A 14,066-nucleotide genomic window follows, 5' to 3' on the forward strand; every position below is an offset into this window, starting at 1 on the left:
AGCGTCACGTCTTTTATCCGCGGACGAGGTGCAGGGAGGACCACCCATGACCGCGCCAACGACCAGCGAGCAGACGACCACAGCGCCGGAGACCACGGCCAAGCTCGACCCGCGTGCGCTCACCGACAGCGCCGCCGATCTGCTCAACGCGATGGCGGCACTGCCCGCCAACCACCCGTCGCGCGCCGCGATGCGGGACCGGGCGATCGAGGCCTGGCTGCCCCTGGCCAACCACCTCGCCCACCGCTACAGCGGGCGGGGCGAGCCGACCGACGACCTCGCGCAGACCGCCGCCGTCGGCCTGATCAAGGCCATCGACAAGTTCGACCCGTCGCGCGGCGTCGACTTCGCCGGCTACGCCATCCCGACCATCATCGGCGAGCTCAAGCGGCACTTCCGCGACCGCACCTGGGACATCCGCGTCCCGCGTCGCCTCCAGGAGCTGCGCCTGGCGATCTCCGACGCCAACAGCTCCCTGCTCCAGACGCTGGGCCGCTCCCCCACGGTCGCCGACATCGCCGCCCACCTCAAGCTCACCGAGGAAGAGGTCCTGGAGGGCCTGGAGGGCGCCCGCGCCTACAACGCGGTGTCGTTGTCCACCCCGACCGGCGACGGCGACCGGGCCACCGAGCTGGGCGACATGCTCGGCGGCGAGGACAACGAGTTCGAGCTGGCCGAGCTGCGGGTCGCCCTCGGCCCGGCGCTCGCCACGCTCGACGAGCGCGAGCAGAAGATCCTCACGCTGCGCTTCTACGGCAACCTGACCCAGTCGCAGATCGCCGAGCAGATCGGCGTCTCGCAGATGCACGTGTCCCGGCTGCTCGCCCGGGCGCTGACCAAGCTGCGGGGCCAGCTCGACGGCACCTACTAGGCCCGCCCGCACGAAAGACGAGGGGGCCCGGCGCGCGCGTGCGCCGGGCCCCCTCGCGTGTCGGTTCCCTCAGCCGGTCGTCGCCGGCTCCCGCCACATCGGGAAGAACGGGGTGCCGTCCGGCAGCCGGAAGACCTCCCGGGGCCGGTAGCCGTGCCGGGCGTACAGGTCCCGGCCGATCTCGCTGCTCGCCTCCAGATAGCCGGGCACGCCGTTGGCGTCCAGCCAGGCGTGGTGGTGGCGCAGCAGCGCCGAGCCGATCCCCCGCCCCTGCCGGTCGGGCGTGACCGCGAGGAACGCCAGGTGGTGGTGCCCGTCGTGCGGGTGGCTGGCGGCGAACAGGTCGTCGAGGTGGCGGAACCGGTCGACCCACGCGCCGCACGCGGCGGCCAGCCGGGCGTCGTAGTCCGCCGGTGGTGGGACGTCGTCGCCGGTCTGCGGGAACCACACCGCGACCCCCGCCCGGTCGGCCGTGGCGTGCACCTGGCCGTGCGCCATGGCGTGGCCCACCAGGATCTCGAAGTTGTCGGCCAGCACGGCCCGGCGGCGCGTGGCGTCCGGCACGAGCCAGTGGGTCGCCGGCAGCACCAGGAACGCCTCGGCGATCCGCTCGGCCACCAGCCGGGTCTCCGCCGGGCCGAGCCGCTCGATGCGTACGTCGCTCACCTGTGCGCCCCCGCGCCCACGCGGGCCGGCTCGCCGTCGAAGCCCTGGGCGGCCAGCAGCGTGGCGCTCTCCGCGCCCAGCCCGATCCGGGCGTAGACGTCGGGCCGGCTGTTGCGCAGCACCAGCGCCCAGAGCACGCCGACCAGCGCGGCCACCGGGTACGCGGCCGGGACGGCCCAGCGCAGCGCGGAGTCGGGGGCGACGCCGAGCAGAATGGCGAAGTTGTCCACCGCCACCGTGATGATGGCGACCAGCGCCACGGCGGCCAGTCCCGGGGCGATCAGCCGCCGCCACAGGTTCTCCTGCGCCCGGGTGCGGGCGAAGTAGGCCATCACCGCGATCGACGTGGTGGCGATCAGCAGCAGCACGCCGAACCCGCCGCCGGAGCCGGCGTAGTAGAAGAGCTGGAGCACCGGGTCCCAGCCGTTGACCGCGTACAGCACGATCACCAGCAGGCCCAGCACGCTCTGCGCGAGCGAGGCCACCCGGGGCGAGCCGGTGCGCGGCGAGGTCTGCCCGAACGCCGCCGGCAGCACCCGCTCCCGGCCGAGCGCGAACGCGTACCGGGCGGTGGTGTTGTGGAACGAGATCATCGCGGCCAGCACGGAGGTCATGAACAGCGCCTGGCCGATGGTGACGGCGGTGTCGCCGAGGTGCGCCCCGGCCAGGTTGAAGATCAGCTCGACGCTCTGCTCGCCGGCCTGCGCCGAGATCCGGTCCGGCCCGACGGCCACGGTCATCGCCCACGACGACAGGGCGTAGAGCCCGGCGATGATCGCCACCGACAGGTAGGTGGCCATCGGGACCGTGCGCCGGGGGTCCTTGCTCTCCTCGCTGAACACCACGGAGGACTCGAAGCCGACGAAGCCGGTCATGGCGAGCACCAGCAGCGCGCCGGCCCCCGGGACGAGCAGGCTGTCCGGGGACAGCGCGGCGAGGCTCACCGAGCCGCCGGCCGGGTGGCCGAGCTGCCCGAGGTCGAACACGAGGATCACCGCGATCTCGGCGACCAGCAGCACCGCCAGGACCATGCCGTTGACGTCGACCCGCAGCAGGCCGAGCACGGCGACCAGGGCCCACGCGACCAGGGCCACCACCCACCAGGCCGGTGACGCGCCGAACAGCCGCTCCAGCACCGGCGTCGCCGCCGCGCCGACCGCGCCGTACAACCCGACCTGGAGCGCGTTGTACGCCAGCAGGGCGACCCACGCCGCGCCGACGCCGGCCGGGCGGCCCAGCCCCCGCGAGACGTACGCGTAGAACGCCCCGGCGTTCTCCACCCGGCGGGCCATCGCCACGTACCCGACGGAGAAGAGGGCGAGGACCGCGCCGACCACCAGGAAGGCCAGCGGCATCCCGGTGACGCCGGTGACGGCGTAGCCGGTGGTGACCACGCCGGCCACCACGGTCAGCGGCGCGGCCGCCGACAGCACGAAGAAGATCACCGACGGCACGCCGAGGCGGCCACGGGCCAGGGCGTCGGAGACGTTGCTCGGTCGTTCGAATGTAGTCGTGGGGGGCATCGACTGCTCCGGTTCGAGGAGGGGGGTGAGGGGCCGGCGGCCGTCAGGGCATGCCGCGCAGCACGGCCGCGCCGACGGCGGCCTCGGTGTGCGCGACGAGCTCCTTCAGGGGCGGGGGCAACGCCGGGATGAGAACACTGAGCCGGTGGTGGGCGCGGGGGCCGGCACTCCACAGCACCTCGCGGGTGAGGCCGGCGGCGGAGACCAGGCCGAGCAGCAGCGCGTCCGGCACGGTCGGGGGCTCCGGCCGGTCGAGCAGGGCCCGCAGCCGGGTCGCCGGCCAGGCCACCGCGTTGAGGTCGACCGGGACGTAGCTGACGCTGGTGCGCAGCAGGCGGCGGGTCTCCTGCCGGCGCAGCACGCCGGCACGGGCCAGCCGCTCCGCCACCGAGGTCGCCGCGCTCTGACCGAGGAAGCTCAACCAGGTGCGCACCGACTGGTGCTGGGACTCGCCGACCAACTGGTCCAGGACGGTGTGGGCCAGGGCGTCGGCGGGCGGGCGGCGGTCGACGACGGTCACGTTCCCGGCGGCGACGGTGACCTGTCCGAACAGGACCAACTCGCCGAGCAGGGCCGCCGCCAGGCCGATGCCCGCCGCGCTGGGATGCAGCTTGGGCTTGCCCCGACTGTCGTTGTGGGCGATCAGATAGAACTCGTCGGCGGTGAGCACACGAGCCTCCCGAACGGATTGTCCACAACTGATCGACGCCGGGTGAAAGGATGCACGTCAGCGGGTTGCAACGCAACTCCCACTTTCGACAGTTGCACTCCGTGTCCGAACGACCTGGGGATCTTGGCGTGACAGACTCGGAGGGTGACCGCCAGCCCGACCGTCCGCCGCCGTCGTATCGCCCGCGAGCTGCGCCACCTGCGCGAGCGCTCCGGGATGACCCTCGACGTCGCCGCCCGCCAGCTCGACATGTCCAAGAGCAACCTCTCCCGCATCGAGAACGCCCAGATCGGCATCAAGCCCCGCGACGTCCGGGCCGCCCTGGCCCTCTACCAGGTCACCGGGGCCGACGCCGAGGCGCTGATCGAGATCGCCCGGGGCGCGCAGCAGCGCGGCTGGTGGCAGAACTACAGCGACGTCCTCCCCGAGTGGTTCGAGTTCTACGTCGGGCTGGAGGCCGAGGCGGCGTCGCTGCGCACGTACGAGGCCGAGGCCGTGCCCGGCCTGCTCCAGACCGAGGCGTACGCCCGGGCGATCTACCGGCTGACCGCCGGGGAGGAACGCATCGAGCGCAAGGTCGCCGCCCGACTGCGCCGGCAGGACGTGCTGCACCGGGAGAACCCCGTCGAGTTGTCGGTGGTGCTCAACGAGGCGGTGCTGCTGCGACCGGTCGGCGAACCGGCGGCGATGGCCGAGCAGCTGGCCCACATCCACCACGTCGCACAACTACCGAACGTCACGGTGCAGGTACTTCCGTTCGCGGCCGGCGGGCACCCGGCGATGACCACTCCCTACGTCATCCTGGGCTTTTCCGACGACGCCGACGCATCCGTGGTTTACCTGGATAACCTCACGATGGGACTGGCTCTGGAGGAAGCCGATCATGTGCGCGGGTATAGCCTGTTGCACGAGAAGCTGTGCCGGATGGCGCTCAGTCCGGCGGATTCGTTGACCCGCCTGGAGGAGGCTTCTCGTAACTTTGCGTGACCGCATCGCGGCACGCCAGCAGAAGACGAGGTAACGGGGATGACCGCGCTCGACCTGTCCCGGGCGGCCTGGCGGACCAGCAGCCGCAGCAGCGGCAACGGCAACTGCGTCGAGGTGGCCACAGCCGACGGTCGGGTCGCGGTCCGCGACTCCAAGGACCGTGGGGGCCCCGCGCTGGTCTTCGCACCGCAGGCGTGGGGCGCGTTCGTCGCGGGCCTCGACGCCGTACGCCCCCGCTGACGCCCGGGGGGCCGGTGCGACAGTAGGACGGTGCTCGCCGACGTAACCCTCGACCTGCCGGTCCGCCCCGCGCTGCCGGCGCTGCTCGACGCCCTGCGCGCGGCCGGCGGCGCGGTCCTGGTCGCACCGCCCGGCACGGGGAAGACCACCCTGGCCCCGCTGGCCGTGGCCGGGGCGGTCGCCGGCCGGGTGGTGCTCGCCCAGCCGCGCCGGGTGGCCGCCCGCGCGGCGGCGCACCGGATGGCCGCCCTGCTCGGCGAGCGGGTCGGCGACCGGGTCGGGTACGCGGTGCGCGGCGAGCGCCGGGTCAGCGCCGCCACCCGGGTCGAGGTGGTCACCACCGGCCTGCTGGTGCGCCGGCTGCACCGCGATCCGGAGCTGCCCGGCGTCGGCGCGGTGCTGCTCGACGAGTGCCACGAGCGGCAGCTCGACGCCGACCTGGCGCTGGCGTTCACCGCGCAGGCGCGCGAGGCGCTGCGCCCGGACCTGTGGCTGCTGGCCATGTCGGCGACCCCGGACGCGGGCCGCTTCGCCGCGCTGCTCGGCACCGGAGGCACGCCGGCCGAGGTGGTGCGGGCGGAGGCGGCGCTGCACCCGGTGGCCCGGGTCTGGGCCCCGCCGCCCCGCCCGGCCCCCGTGACCGCCTCCGGCCGGGTCGACTCGGCGCTGCTGGACCACGTGGCGGCCACCGTGCGCCGGGCGCTCACCCAGCACGACGGGGACGTGCTGGTCTTCCTGCCAGGGGTGGGCGAGATCGCCGCCGTGACCGGTCGGCTGGCCGCCCTGCGGGGCACCGTGGACCTGCTGCCGCTGCACGGGCGGCTGCGCGCCGCCGAGCAGGACGCGGCGCTGCGCCCCGCCGGCCGGCGGCGGGTGGTGCTGGCCACCGCCGTGGCGGAGAGCAGCCTGACCGTGCCCGGGGTCCGGGTGGTGGTCGACGCCGGGCTGGCCCGGGTGCCCCGGGTGGACCTGTCCCGGGGGCTGGGGGCGCTGGTCACCGTGCCGGTGTCCCGGGCGGCGGCGACCCAGCGGGCCGGACGCGCCGGCCGGGAGGCACCCGGGCACGTCTACCGCTGCTGGTCGGAGGCGACGCACGCCCGGCTCGCCGCCCAGCCGGAGCCGGAGATCGCCACCGCCGACCTCACCGGCTTCGCCCTGGAGCTGGCCGCCTGGGGCGACCCGGACGGCACCGGGCTGGCCCTGCCGGACCCGCCGCCGGCCGCCGCCATGACGGTCGCCCGGGACACCCTGACCACCCTCGGCGCGCTGGACGCCGCGGGCCGGATCACCGACCGGGGGCGGGCCATCGCCGGGGCCGGGACGCACCCCCGGCTGGCCCGGGCGCTGCTGGACGGCGCGCCGGTGGTCGGCGCGGACCGGGCCGCCGAGGTCGTCGCGCTGCTCGCCGACGACACCGTCGCCGGGCCGGGCGACGACCTGACCGCCGCGTGGCGGCGGCTGCGGGCGGGCACGGACCCGGCGGCGACCGCCCGCTGGCGCGCCGAGACCCGCCGGCTGCGCGCCGCCCTGCCCACCGGGGCGACCGCCCCGACGACCTCGGCGCGCCCCGACGCCCCCGGCCGCGACGGCACGCCCGGACGGGACCGGATCAGCCAGCCGTCGGGGCGCGACCGCGCCGACGGCGCGCCGGGGCGGGAGCGGCCGGAGGGGCCGCTGCCCGACGAGCTGGCCGCCGGGCTGCTGGTCGGGCTGGCGTACCCGGAGCGGTTGGCCCGCCTCCGGCGGGCCGGCGGGTCGACGTACCTGATGGCGGGCGGGACCGCGGCGGAGCTGGCCCCGGGGTCGGCGCTGGCCGGCACGGCGTGGCTGGCCGTCGCGGTGGCCGACCGGTCCCCCGGCGCGCCGACCGCCCGGGTGCGGCTGGCCGCCGGCCTGGACGAGGCGACGGCGCGGGAGGCCGGCGGGCCGCTGCTGCGCTCCGGGCGGGAGGTGGCCTGGTCCGGCGGGGACGTGGTGGCCCGGGAGGTGGTCCGCCTCGGCGCGATCGAGCTGGTCGCCCGGCCGCTGGCCCACCCCGGGCCGGAGCTGGTGGCCGCCGCGCTGCGCGACGGGCTGCGCCGCGACGGCCTGGCGCTGCTCACCTGGTCGCCGGCCGCGCGGGCGCTGCGCGAGCGGATGGCGTTCTGCCGGCACGCGCTCGGGCCGGACTGGCCGGACGTGACCGACGACGCGCTGCTGGCCGGCGCGGCCGACTGGCTGGGCCCGGAGCTGGCCGCTGCCCGCCGCCGCGCCGACCTGGCCCGGGTCGACGTCGTCGCCGCGCTGCGCCGGCTGCTGCCCTGGTCGCTGGCGGCCCGGCTGGACGAGCTGGCCCCGGAACGGATCGCCGTGCCCAGCGGCTCCCGGGTCCGGGTGGACTACGCCGACCCGGCCGCCCCGGTGCTCGCGGTGAAGCTCCAGGAGACGTTCGGCTGGGCCGACGCGCCCCGGGTCGCCGGCGGCCGGGTGCCGGTGCTGCTGCACCTGCTCTCCCCGGCCGGGCGGCCGGTGGCGGTCACCGCCGACCTGGCGTCGTTCTGGCGCACGGGCTATCCGCAGGTCCGCGCGGAGCTGCGCGGGCGCTACCCCCGCCACCCCTGGCCGGAGGACCCGACCACGGCCGAGCCGACCCGCCGGGCGGCCCCCCGCCGCCGCTGACCCGGGCCCGCCGGGCTCGGGGCCCGGGCCCCGCCCGCCCGGCCCCGCCGGGCTCGGGCTCGCCATGTCGGCGACATGGGGGTGTCCCGAGGCCCCGGACACCGCGATGTCGCCGACATGGCGGCGGCCACCCGGCCAGCGGCGGCCACCCGGCCAGCGGCGGCCACCCGGCCGGCGAGCGCGCGGCGGGCAGGCGACGGCCAACCGGGCGGGCGGCGGCCACCCGGGCGGCGGCCAGCAGGCAGGCGGTGGGTCAGTCCTCGGCGACCACGTCGGCGATGACGACGGTGACGTTGTCGGGGCCGCCGGCGCGCAGCGCCAGGTCGATCAGCCGCCGGGCGCACTCGTCGCGGTCCGGGTGCCCGGCCAGCACCTCGGCGAGGGTGTCCGGACGTACCACGTTGGACAGGCCGTCGCTGCACAGCAGCCAGCGGTCGCCGGCCCGGGGCACCATGGTCGCGTACGCCGGGGAGACCTCGCCGCCCTGCAACGCCTGGGTGACCACGGCCCGGCGGGGGTGGCTCGCGGCCTGGTCGGGGGTGATCAGGCCCTGGTCGACGAGCATCTGCACGAAGGTGTCGTCGCGGGTGATCTGCTTGAGCACCCCCTCCCGGTAGAGGTAGGCGCGGGAGTCGCCGACGTGGGCCAGGGCGAGGCAGCTTCCGGTGCGGGCGAAGAGCAGGGCTGTCAGGGTGGTGCCCATGCCCTGCCGCTCGGGGTCCTCGCGCACGGCCTCGGCGATCCGCGCGGTCGCCTGCTCGATGCCGCTCTGCAGGGCGGCGACGAGGGCGTCCTCGGGTGTGGCCAGGTCCAGGGGTCCGACCGCGTCGATCGCGATGCGGCTGGCCAGGTCTCCGGCGGCCATCCCGCCCATGCCGTCGGCGACGGCGACGAGCCAGGTGCCGGAGTGCAGGGCGTCCTGGTTGCCGCTGCGGATCAGCCCGCGGTCGCTCGCCCCCACGGAACGCAGCTTCAGGGTCATGGCACGCAGCCTGCCAGTTGGAGGGCGCAGTTGTCTCTAGGAGATCGCGACGACGCCGCGTGGCGCGGCGAATCTCACGCGGCGGGACGGGCCGATCAATCTTATTCAGCCACCTCAATTGACACGGCAGACACCCGCTGGAAATATCAGGCGGATAGTGGGAGCGCTCCCAGCATCGGCGCAGCCCCGTCCCCCGGAAGGATCCCCCGTGACGCCATCCCGACGACGTCGACGCCGCCTCGCGGCACTCGCCGCGGCGACCGCCCTGGCTCTCACCGGCACCACCGCCGGTGTGGCCCACGCCGAGGTCCCCCCGGACGCCCCCGAGCAGCTGAAGAACGGCGACTTCAGCGAGGGCGTCTCCCCCTGGTTCTCCTACGGCACCGGCCCGCTCGGGGTGACCGACGGCCTGCTCTGCGCCACCGTCGACGGCGGGCTGGCCAACCCCTGGGACGCCGGCATCGGGCAGGACGCCGTGCCGCTGACCGGCGGCTCCGAGTACGAGCTGTCCTTCGACATCACCGCCACCCCCGGGGCGAACGTCAAGGCCGTGCTCCAGCTCGGCGCCGCCCCCTACACGCAGTACGCCAGCGTGGACGCCGCCGCCACCGGCACCAGCGCGCACTTCACCAAGACGTTCACCGCGAGCGAGGACAACCCGAGCGCGCAGATCATCTTCCAGGTCGGCGGTGCCGCCGCCGAGCAGACCATCTGCCTCGACAACGTCTCGCTGCGCGGCGGCGAGCCGCCGGTGCCGTACGAGCCGGACACCGGGCCCCGGGTGCGGGTCAACCAGGTCGGCTACCTGCCGGGCGGCCCGAAGAACGCCACCGTGGTCACCGAGGCCACCACCCCGTTCGCCTGGCAGCTGCGCTCCGCCGCCGGCGCGGTCGTGGCCAGCGGGCAGAGCAAGCCGCGCGGGGTCGACGAGGCGTCCGGGCAGAACGTGCAGACCGTCGACTTCTCGTCGTTCCGCACGCCGGGCACCGGCTACACGCTCGTCGCCGACGGCGAGACCAGCCACCCGTTCGACATCTCCGGCACCCTCTACGACAAGCTGCGCAGCGACGCCCTCCAGTTCTTCTACATCCAGCGCAGCGGCATCGCCATCGACGGCGACCTGGTCGGCGAGGAGTACGCCCGCGCCGCCGGTCACCTCGGCGTCGCCCCCAACCAGGGCGACACCAGCGTGCCCTGCCAGCCGGGGGTCTGCGACTACTCCCTCGACGTGCGCGGCGGCTGGTACGACGCGGGCGACCACGGCAAGTACGTGGTCAACGGCGGCATCGCCACCTACCAGCTGCTGAACACCTTCGAGCGCACCAAGACGGCGGCCACCGCCGACGGCGGCGCGGGGCTGGCCGACAGCACGCTGCGGGTGCCCGAGCGCGGCAACGCCGTGCCCGACATCCTCGACGAGGCCCGCTGGGAGCTGGAGTTCCTGCTGCGCATGCAGGTGCCGGCCGGCAAGCCGCTGGCCGGGATGGCCCACCACAAGATCCACGACAAGAACTGGACGGGCCTGCCGCTCGACCCGGCCGCCGACCCGCAGCCGCGCGAGCTGCACCCGCCGTCCACGGCCGCCACGCTCAACCTGGCCGCCGTCGCCGCCCAGTGCGCCCGCCTGTTCGCCCCGTACGACGCGGCGTTCGCCACCCGCTGCGGCACCGCCGCGAAGACCGCGTACGCCGCCGCCAAGGCGCACCCGGCGATCTACGCCAGCCCCACCGACGGCACCGGCGGCGGCACGTACGACGACACCGACGTCAGCGACGAGTTCTACTGGGCCGCCGCCGAGCTGTTCCTGACCACCGGTGAGGCCGCGTACCTGACCGACCTGACCGCCTCGAAGCACCACACCGGTGCCGTCTTCGGCGACCAGGGCTTCGGCTGGCAGGGCGTCGCCGCGCTGGGCCGCCTCGACCTGGCCACCGTCCCCAGCGGCCTGCCGGCCGCCGAGCGCACCCGGGTCCGCGCCTCGGTGACCGCCGCCGCCGACCGCTACCTGGAGATCGCCGCCGGCCAGGCGTACGGGCTGCCCATGCCCGGCGACGCCAACAGCTACTTCTGGGGCGCCAACGGCAACATCACCAACAACGCGGTCGTGCTGGGCACCGCCTTCGACCTGACCCGCGATGCGAAGTACCGCGACGGGGCCGTGCAGGCGGCCGACTACCTGCTGGGCCGCAACGCGCTCAACATCTCGTACGTGACCGGGTGGGGCGAGCACACCGCGCGCAACCAGCACAGCCGGATGTACGCCAACCAGTTCGACCCCACCTCGCCCAACCCGCCCGCCGGCTCCCTCGCCGGTGGCGCGAACGCCGGCCTGCAGGACCCGTTCTCGTCGAACCTGCTCGCCGGCTGCAAGCCGATGTTCTGCTACGTCGACGACATCAACTCGTACTCGACCAACGAGATCGCGATCAACTGGAACTCGGCGCTGACCTGGCTGGCCTCGTTCCTCGCCGACCAGGACGACGCGCCGGCCGTGCCGGTGCCCACCTGCTCGGTGTCGTACGACAACTACGGCACCTGGCACGGCGGCACCGGGTTCACCGCCCAGGTGACCATCCGCAACACCGGCACCGCCGTCGTGAACGGCTGGACCGCGAAGTTCGCCTTCACCGGTGACCAGAAGGTGCGGGAGGCGTGGATGGCGAAGGTGACCCAGTCCGGGGCCACCGTGACGGCGAAGAACGAGTCGTACAACGCCCGGATCGACCCGGGCGGCGCCACGACCTTCGGCTTCAACGCCACCACCGGCGGCGGCGCGAACCCCGCGCCGGGCCTGGTCACGGTCAACGGCGCGCCCTGCACCCTGTCCTGACCCGTCCAGCCGGAAAGGGTGGCCTCCCGTTCGGGGGGCCACCCTTTCGGCGTTCCGGCCGCAGGCGGTGCCTTGCGGGTCAGGCGACGCCCTGCATCCCGGCGGTGACGCCGCCGGCGTCGTCGGCGTTCCAGACGTACGTCTTCCCGACCACCGTCGTCGCGGCGAGGCCGCCGGCGAAGAGCTGGTTGACCCGGGACGCCTCGGCGGCGCTGGGGGTCGCGTTGGTGCAGGACACCGGCGCGCTGCTGCCCGACATCAGGTCGGAGCAGAGGCCGGTGCGCTTGTCGGGCAGGCCGAGGATGTGGCCGATCTCGTGGGTGGCGATGCGGGTGCGGTTGTAGCCCTCGTTCACCGCCTCCCAGCCCATCCAGACCCGGCCGTTGCCCAGCGAGGTGGTCTGCGCCCGGGGCCAGCCGTTGTCCACGTAGATGGTGATGTTGCCGGGGGTGGCGGGCAGCAGCCGGACGGTGCTGACGTTGCTGTTCCAGATCTGGGCGGCCTGGTCGAAGTTGGTGCGGAACTCGCCGGCCCGGCTCGCGTCGTAGTAGACGGTGCGGACGGCGGAAGCGCTGGTGCCGGTGGCGGCCAGCACCCCGGCGGCGGCCAGGACGGTCGCGGCCAGGGCTCCGGCCGTACGCAGCAGGTGTCGTCGGATCACACGCACTCCTCGGAGGTCACGGCGGCAACACCGCCCCGATCGATGTGCGTCGATGATAGATCCAGCCTGGCCGATCCGCCCGCATAGCGGCTGCGTCATACGAGCCGCGTCGGCCCCGCCCTCCCGGGTGGCCGGTCAGCCGATCTCCTCGTCGACGAAGCACCAGCGCCACGCCTCCCCCGGCTGGATCGAGCGCATCACGGGGTGCCCGCTCTCCGCGAAGTGCTTCGACGCGTGCTGGTATGCCGACGAGTCGCAGCAGCCCACGTGCCCGCAGGTCAGGCAGGACCGCAGGTGCACCCAGTCGGCGTTGCCGACGGTCACGCAGTCCGGGCACTCCGTCGTGGTGGCCGGCTCGGCCGTGCCCGCCCCCGCCAGGTGCTCGCAGCTCATGACTCCTCCTCCCGCCGCAGCAGCGACTCCTCCAGGTCCAGGTCGCGGTACGCCCGCACCAGCACCTCCTCCGGTATCCGGCCGGAGTCGCGGGCGGCCCGGAACACCTCCCGCTCCGCGTCGATCATCTCCTGCCGCAGCCGACCGTACGCCTGCGACGGCGTTTCCCGCTCGGTGCCGCCCAGCCGCTCCCACGCCAGGTTGGTGCGCTCCTGCGCCACCCGGCGCAGCCGCTCCACGACCGCCGTCGGCGCCGACTCGGCCAGCTCGTCGAGCCGCTCCCGGGCGGCCCGGCTGGCCTGCTGCTGCACGCCCGCCGCCGAGAGCGCGTCCTGCACCGGGTCGTCCGGGGGCAGCTTCAGCCGGCGGGCCACCGCCGGCAGCGTCGCGCCCTGGCCGACCAGCGTCACCACGATCACCGCGAAGGCCAGCCAGATGAACAACTGCCGGGGGTAGGGGCGGTCCTCGGCGAGGGTCAGCGGCAGGGCCAGCGCGGCGGCCAGGGTGACCACGCCCCGCATCCCGGCCCAGCCGATGACGATGGGGAACTTCGCCAACGGGGCCGGGTCCCGCTGCCGCACCCGGGGCACCAGGCGGGCCAGGTAGGTGGCCGGGAAGAGCCACACGAACCGGGTCAGGAAGACGGTGACCAGCACCGCGCCGGTGATCGCGGCGAGGAAGCCCAGCGGCTCGTCCAGGTCCCGCACCACCTCGCGCAGCTGGAGGCCGACCAGCAGGAAGACCAGCCCCTCCAGCAGGAACCGGACCAGCCGCCAGAACGCGCCGATCTGCAGCCGGGAGGCCGCCGACATCAGCAGCGGCATCTTGTGCCCGATCCCGAGGCCGGTCACCACCACGGCGACGACCCCGGAGGCGTGGATCTCCTCGGCGGCGAAGACCACCGCGAACGGCACGATCAGGGACACCGCGTTGTCCAGCAGCGGGTCGGTGATCCGCTTGTGCAGGAACCCGAAGACCACCACCCCGAGCAGGCCCATCACGATGCCGCCGCCGGTGGCCACGAGCACCTCCCAGGCCACGTCGCCGACCCCGACCGACGTGCCGATCGTCGCCATCGTGGCCACCCGCAGCAGCACCAGCGCGGTGGCGTCGTTGATCAGGCTCTCGCCCTCCAGGATCGTCACCACCCGGCGGGGCAGGCCGATCCGGCGGGCCACGGCGGTGGCCGCTACCGCGTCCGGCGGGGCGACCACCGCGCCGAGGGCCAGGCAGACGGCGAACGGCACCGCCGGCAGCAGCAGGTGCACCACGAGGCCCACCGCGAACGCCGTGAAGATCACCAGCCCGACGGCGAGCAGCAGGATCGGCCGCAGGTTGAGCCGGAACGCCGGCACCGACGTCTCCAGGGCCGCCACGTAGAGCAGCGGCGGCAGGATGCCCACCAGCACCAGGTCCGGCTCGAGCCGCACCTGGGGGAAGCCGGGCACGAAGGAGAGCGCGAGGCCGACCACCACGAGCAGGATCGGCGCGAGCAGCCCGAGCTTGCGGGCCAGCGCCGCGCCGAGCGTCGCGATGGCGAGGAAGACGACGACCTCGAACAGGGGCTCCATGGGGTACGAGCCTA

11 protein-coding genes and 1 pseudogene are annotated in these 14,066 nt (G+C 74.8%); 5 read left to right on the plus strand and 7 right to left on the minus strand.

Annotated elements, in window-relative coordinates:
- Positions 1 to 46: 46 nt before the first annotated feature.
- The gene (locus LPA42_RS03860) at positions 47 to 871 is read left to right on the plus strand and encodes a SigB/SigF/SigG family RNA polymerase sigma factor (protein WP_077937190.1); all 825 of its coding nucleotides are present in this window, start codon (positions 47 to 49) and stop codon (positions 869 to 871) included.
- 69 nt (positions 872 to 940) lie between these two features.
- Here LPA42_RS03860 and LPA42_RS03865 read toward each other — a convergent pair whose 3' ends face one another.
- From LPA42_RS03865 to LPA42_RS03875, 3 genes are read right to left on the minus strand one after another with little or no spacing between them, the layout of a single operon-like run.
- Positions 941 to 1,537: an N-acetyltransferase gene (locus tag LPA42_RS03865; RefSeq protein ID WP_077937189.1), complete on the minus strand. Its 597-nt coding sequence runs from the start codon at positions 1,535 to 1,537 to the stop codon at positions 941 to 943.
- On the minus strand, positions 1,534 to 3,060 hold the full coding sequence (locus tag LPA42_RS03870) for an APC family permease (protein ID WP_077937188.1): 1,527 nt from the start codon (positions 3,058 to 3,060) through the stop codon (positions 1,534 to 1,536). The genes LPA42_RS03865 and LPA42_RS03870 overlap by 4 nt, the downstream gene beginning before the upstream one ends.
- A 43-nt stretch (positions 3,061 to 3,103) precedes the next feature.
- Entirely contained in the window at positions 3,104 to 3,730 is a 627-nt protein-coding gene (locus LPA42_RS03875; RefSeq protein ID WP_077937187.1) for a GPP34 family phosphoprotein, read from the minus strand.
- 144 nt (positions 3,731 to 3,874) lie between these two features.
- Between LPA42_RS03875 and LPA42_RS03880 the strand changes: the two genes are divergently transcribed.
- Genes LPA42_RS03880 through hrpB form a run of 3 tightly spaced genes read left to right on the plus strand, consistent with a single transcriptional unit; the run spans position 3,875 to position 7,615 of the window.
- Positions 3,875 to 4,717, plus strand: coding sequence for a helix-turn-helix transcriptional regulator (locus LPA42_RS03880; protein WP_043962847.1), 843 nt, complete (start codon positions 3,875 to 3,877; stop codon positions 4,715 to 4,717).
- Between the two features lie 39 nt (positions 4,718 to 4,756).
- On the plus strand, positions 4,757 to 4,957 hold the full coding sequence (locus LPA42_RS03885; protein ID WP_077937186.1) for a DUF397 domain-containing protein: 201 nt from the start codon (positions 4,757 to 4,759) through the stop codon (positions 4,955 to 4,957).
- Positions 4,958 to 4,987: 30 nt separating this feature from the next.
- A complete protein-coding gene (hrpB, locus tag LPA42_RS03890) occupies positions 4,988 to 7,615 on the plus strand; it encodes an ATP-dependent helicase HrpB (protein WP_228986320.1) in 2,628 nt (875 codons plus the stop codon).
- Positions 7,616 to 7,868: 253 nt separating this feature from the next.
- Here hrpB and LPA42_RS03895 read toward each other — a convergent pair whose 3' ends face one another.
- Positions 7,869 to 8,597, minus strand: a complete 729-nt coding sequence (locus LPA42_RS03895) for a PP2C family serine/threonine-protein phosphatase (RefSeq protein ID WP_043962844.1) — start codon at positions 8,595 to 8,597, stop codon at positions 7,869 to 7,871.
- Positions 8,598 to 8,805: 208 nt separating this feature from the next.
- Here LPA42_RS03895 and LPA42_RS03900 point away from each other — a divergent pair, with 208 nt between their 5' ends.
- Positions 8,806 to 11,427 (plus strand): glycoside hydrolase family 9 protein, encoded by a 2,622-nt coding sequence (locus LPA42_RS03900; RefSeq protein WP_077937185.1) that lies wholly within the window; start codon positions 8,806 to 8,808, stop codon positions 11,425 to 11,427.
- Between the two features lie 172 nt (positions 11,428 to 11,599).
- On the opposite strand, the pseudogene LPA42_RS03905 reads toward LPA42_RS03900, so the two are convergent.
- The 3 genes and pseudogenes from LPA42_RS03905 to LPA42_RS03915 all read right to left on the minus strand — a co-directional run.
- Positions 11,600 to 12,088, minus strand: a pseudogene (locus LPA42_RS03905) (snapalysin family zinc-dependent metalloprotease); the annotation flags it as partial.
- A 135-nt stretch (positions 12,089 to 12,223) separates the two neighbouring features.
- Positions 12,224 to 12,481: a UBP-type zinc finger domain-containing protein gene (locus LPA42_RS03910; protein WP_077937183.1), complete on the minus strand. Its 258-nt coding sequence runs from the start codon at positions 12,479 to 12,481 to the stop codon at positions 12,224 to 12,226.
- Positions 12,478 to 14,052, minus strand: coding sequence for a Na+/H+ antiporter (locus LPA42_RS03915; protein ID WP_077937182.1), 1,575 nt, complete (start codon positions 14,050 to 14,052; stop codon positions 12,478 to 12,480). Before LPA42_RS03915 ends, LPA42_RS03910 begins: the two co-directional genes overlap by 4 nt.
- Positions 14,053 to 14,066: the final 14 nt, after the last annotated feature.

The organism is Micromonospora sp. DH13 (assembly GCF_020873825.1).
In the GTDB taxonomy this organism is placed as follows: domain Bacteria; phylum Actinomycetota; class Actinomycetes; order Mycobacteriales; family Micromonosporaceae; genus Micromonospora; species Micromonospora haikouensis.

Coding starts and splice junctions, on each gene's coding strand:
- LPA42_RS03915 (WP_077937182.1), bottom strand. CDS start 14,052: ATGGAGCCCCTGTTCGAGGTCGTCGTCTTCCTCGCCATCGCGACGCTC.
- LPA42_RS03885 (WP_077937186.1), top strand. CDS start 4,757: ATGACCGCGCTCGACCTGTCCCGGGCGGCCTGGCGGACCAGCAGCCGC.
- LPA42_RS03870 (WP_077937188.1), bottom strand. CDS start 3,060: ATGCCCCCCACGACTACATTCGAACGACCGAGCAACGTCTCCGACGCC.
- LPA42_RS03910 (WP_077937183.1), bottom strand. CDS start 12,481: ATGAGCTGCGAGCACCTGGCGGGGGCGGGCACGGCCGAGCCGGCCACC.
- LPA42_RS03895 (WP_043962844.1), bottom strand. CDS start 8,597: ATGACCCTGAAGCTGCGTTCCGTGGGGGCGAGCGACCGCGGGCTGATC.
- LPA42_RS03860 (WP_077937190.1), top strand. CDS start 47: ATGACCGCGCCAACGACCAGCGAGCAGACGACCACAGCGCCGGAGACC.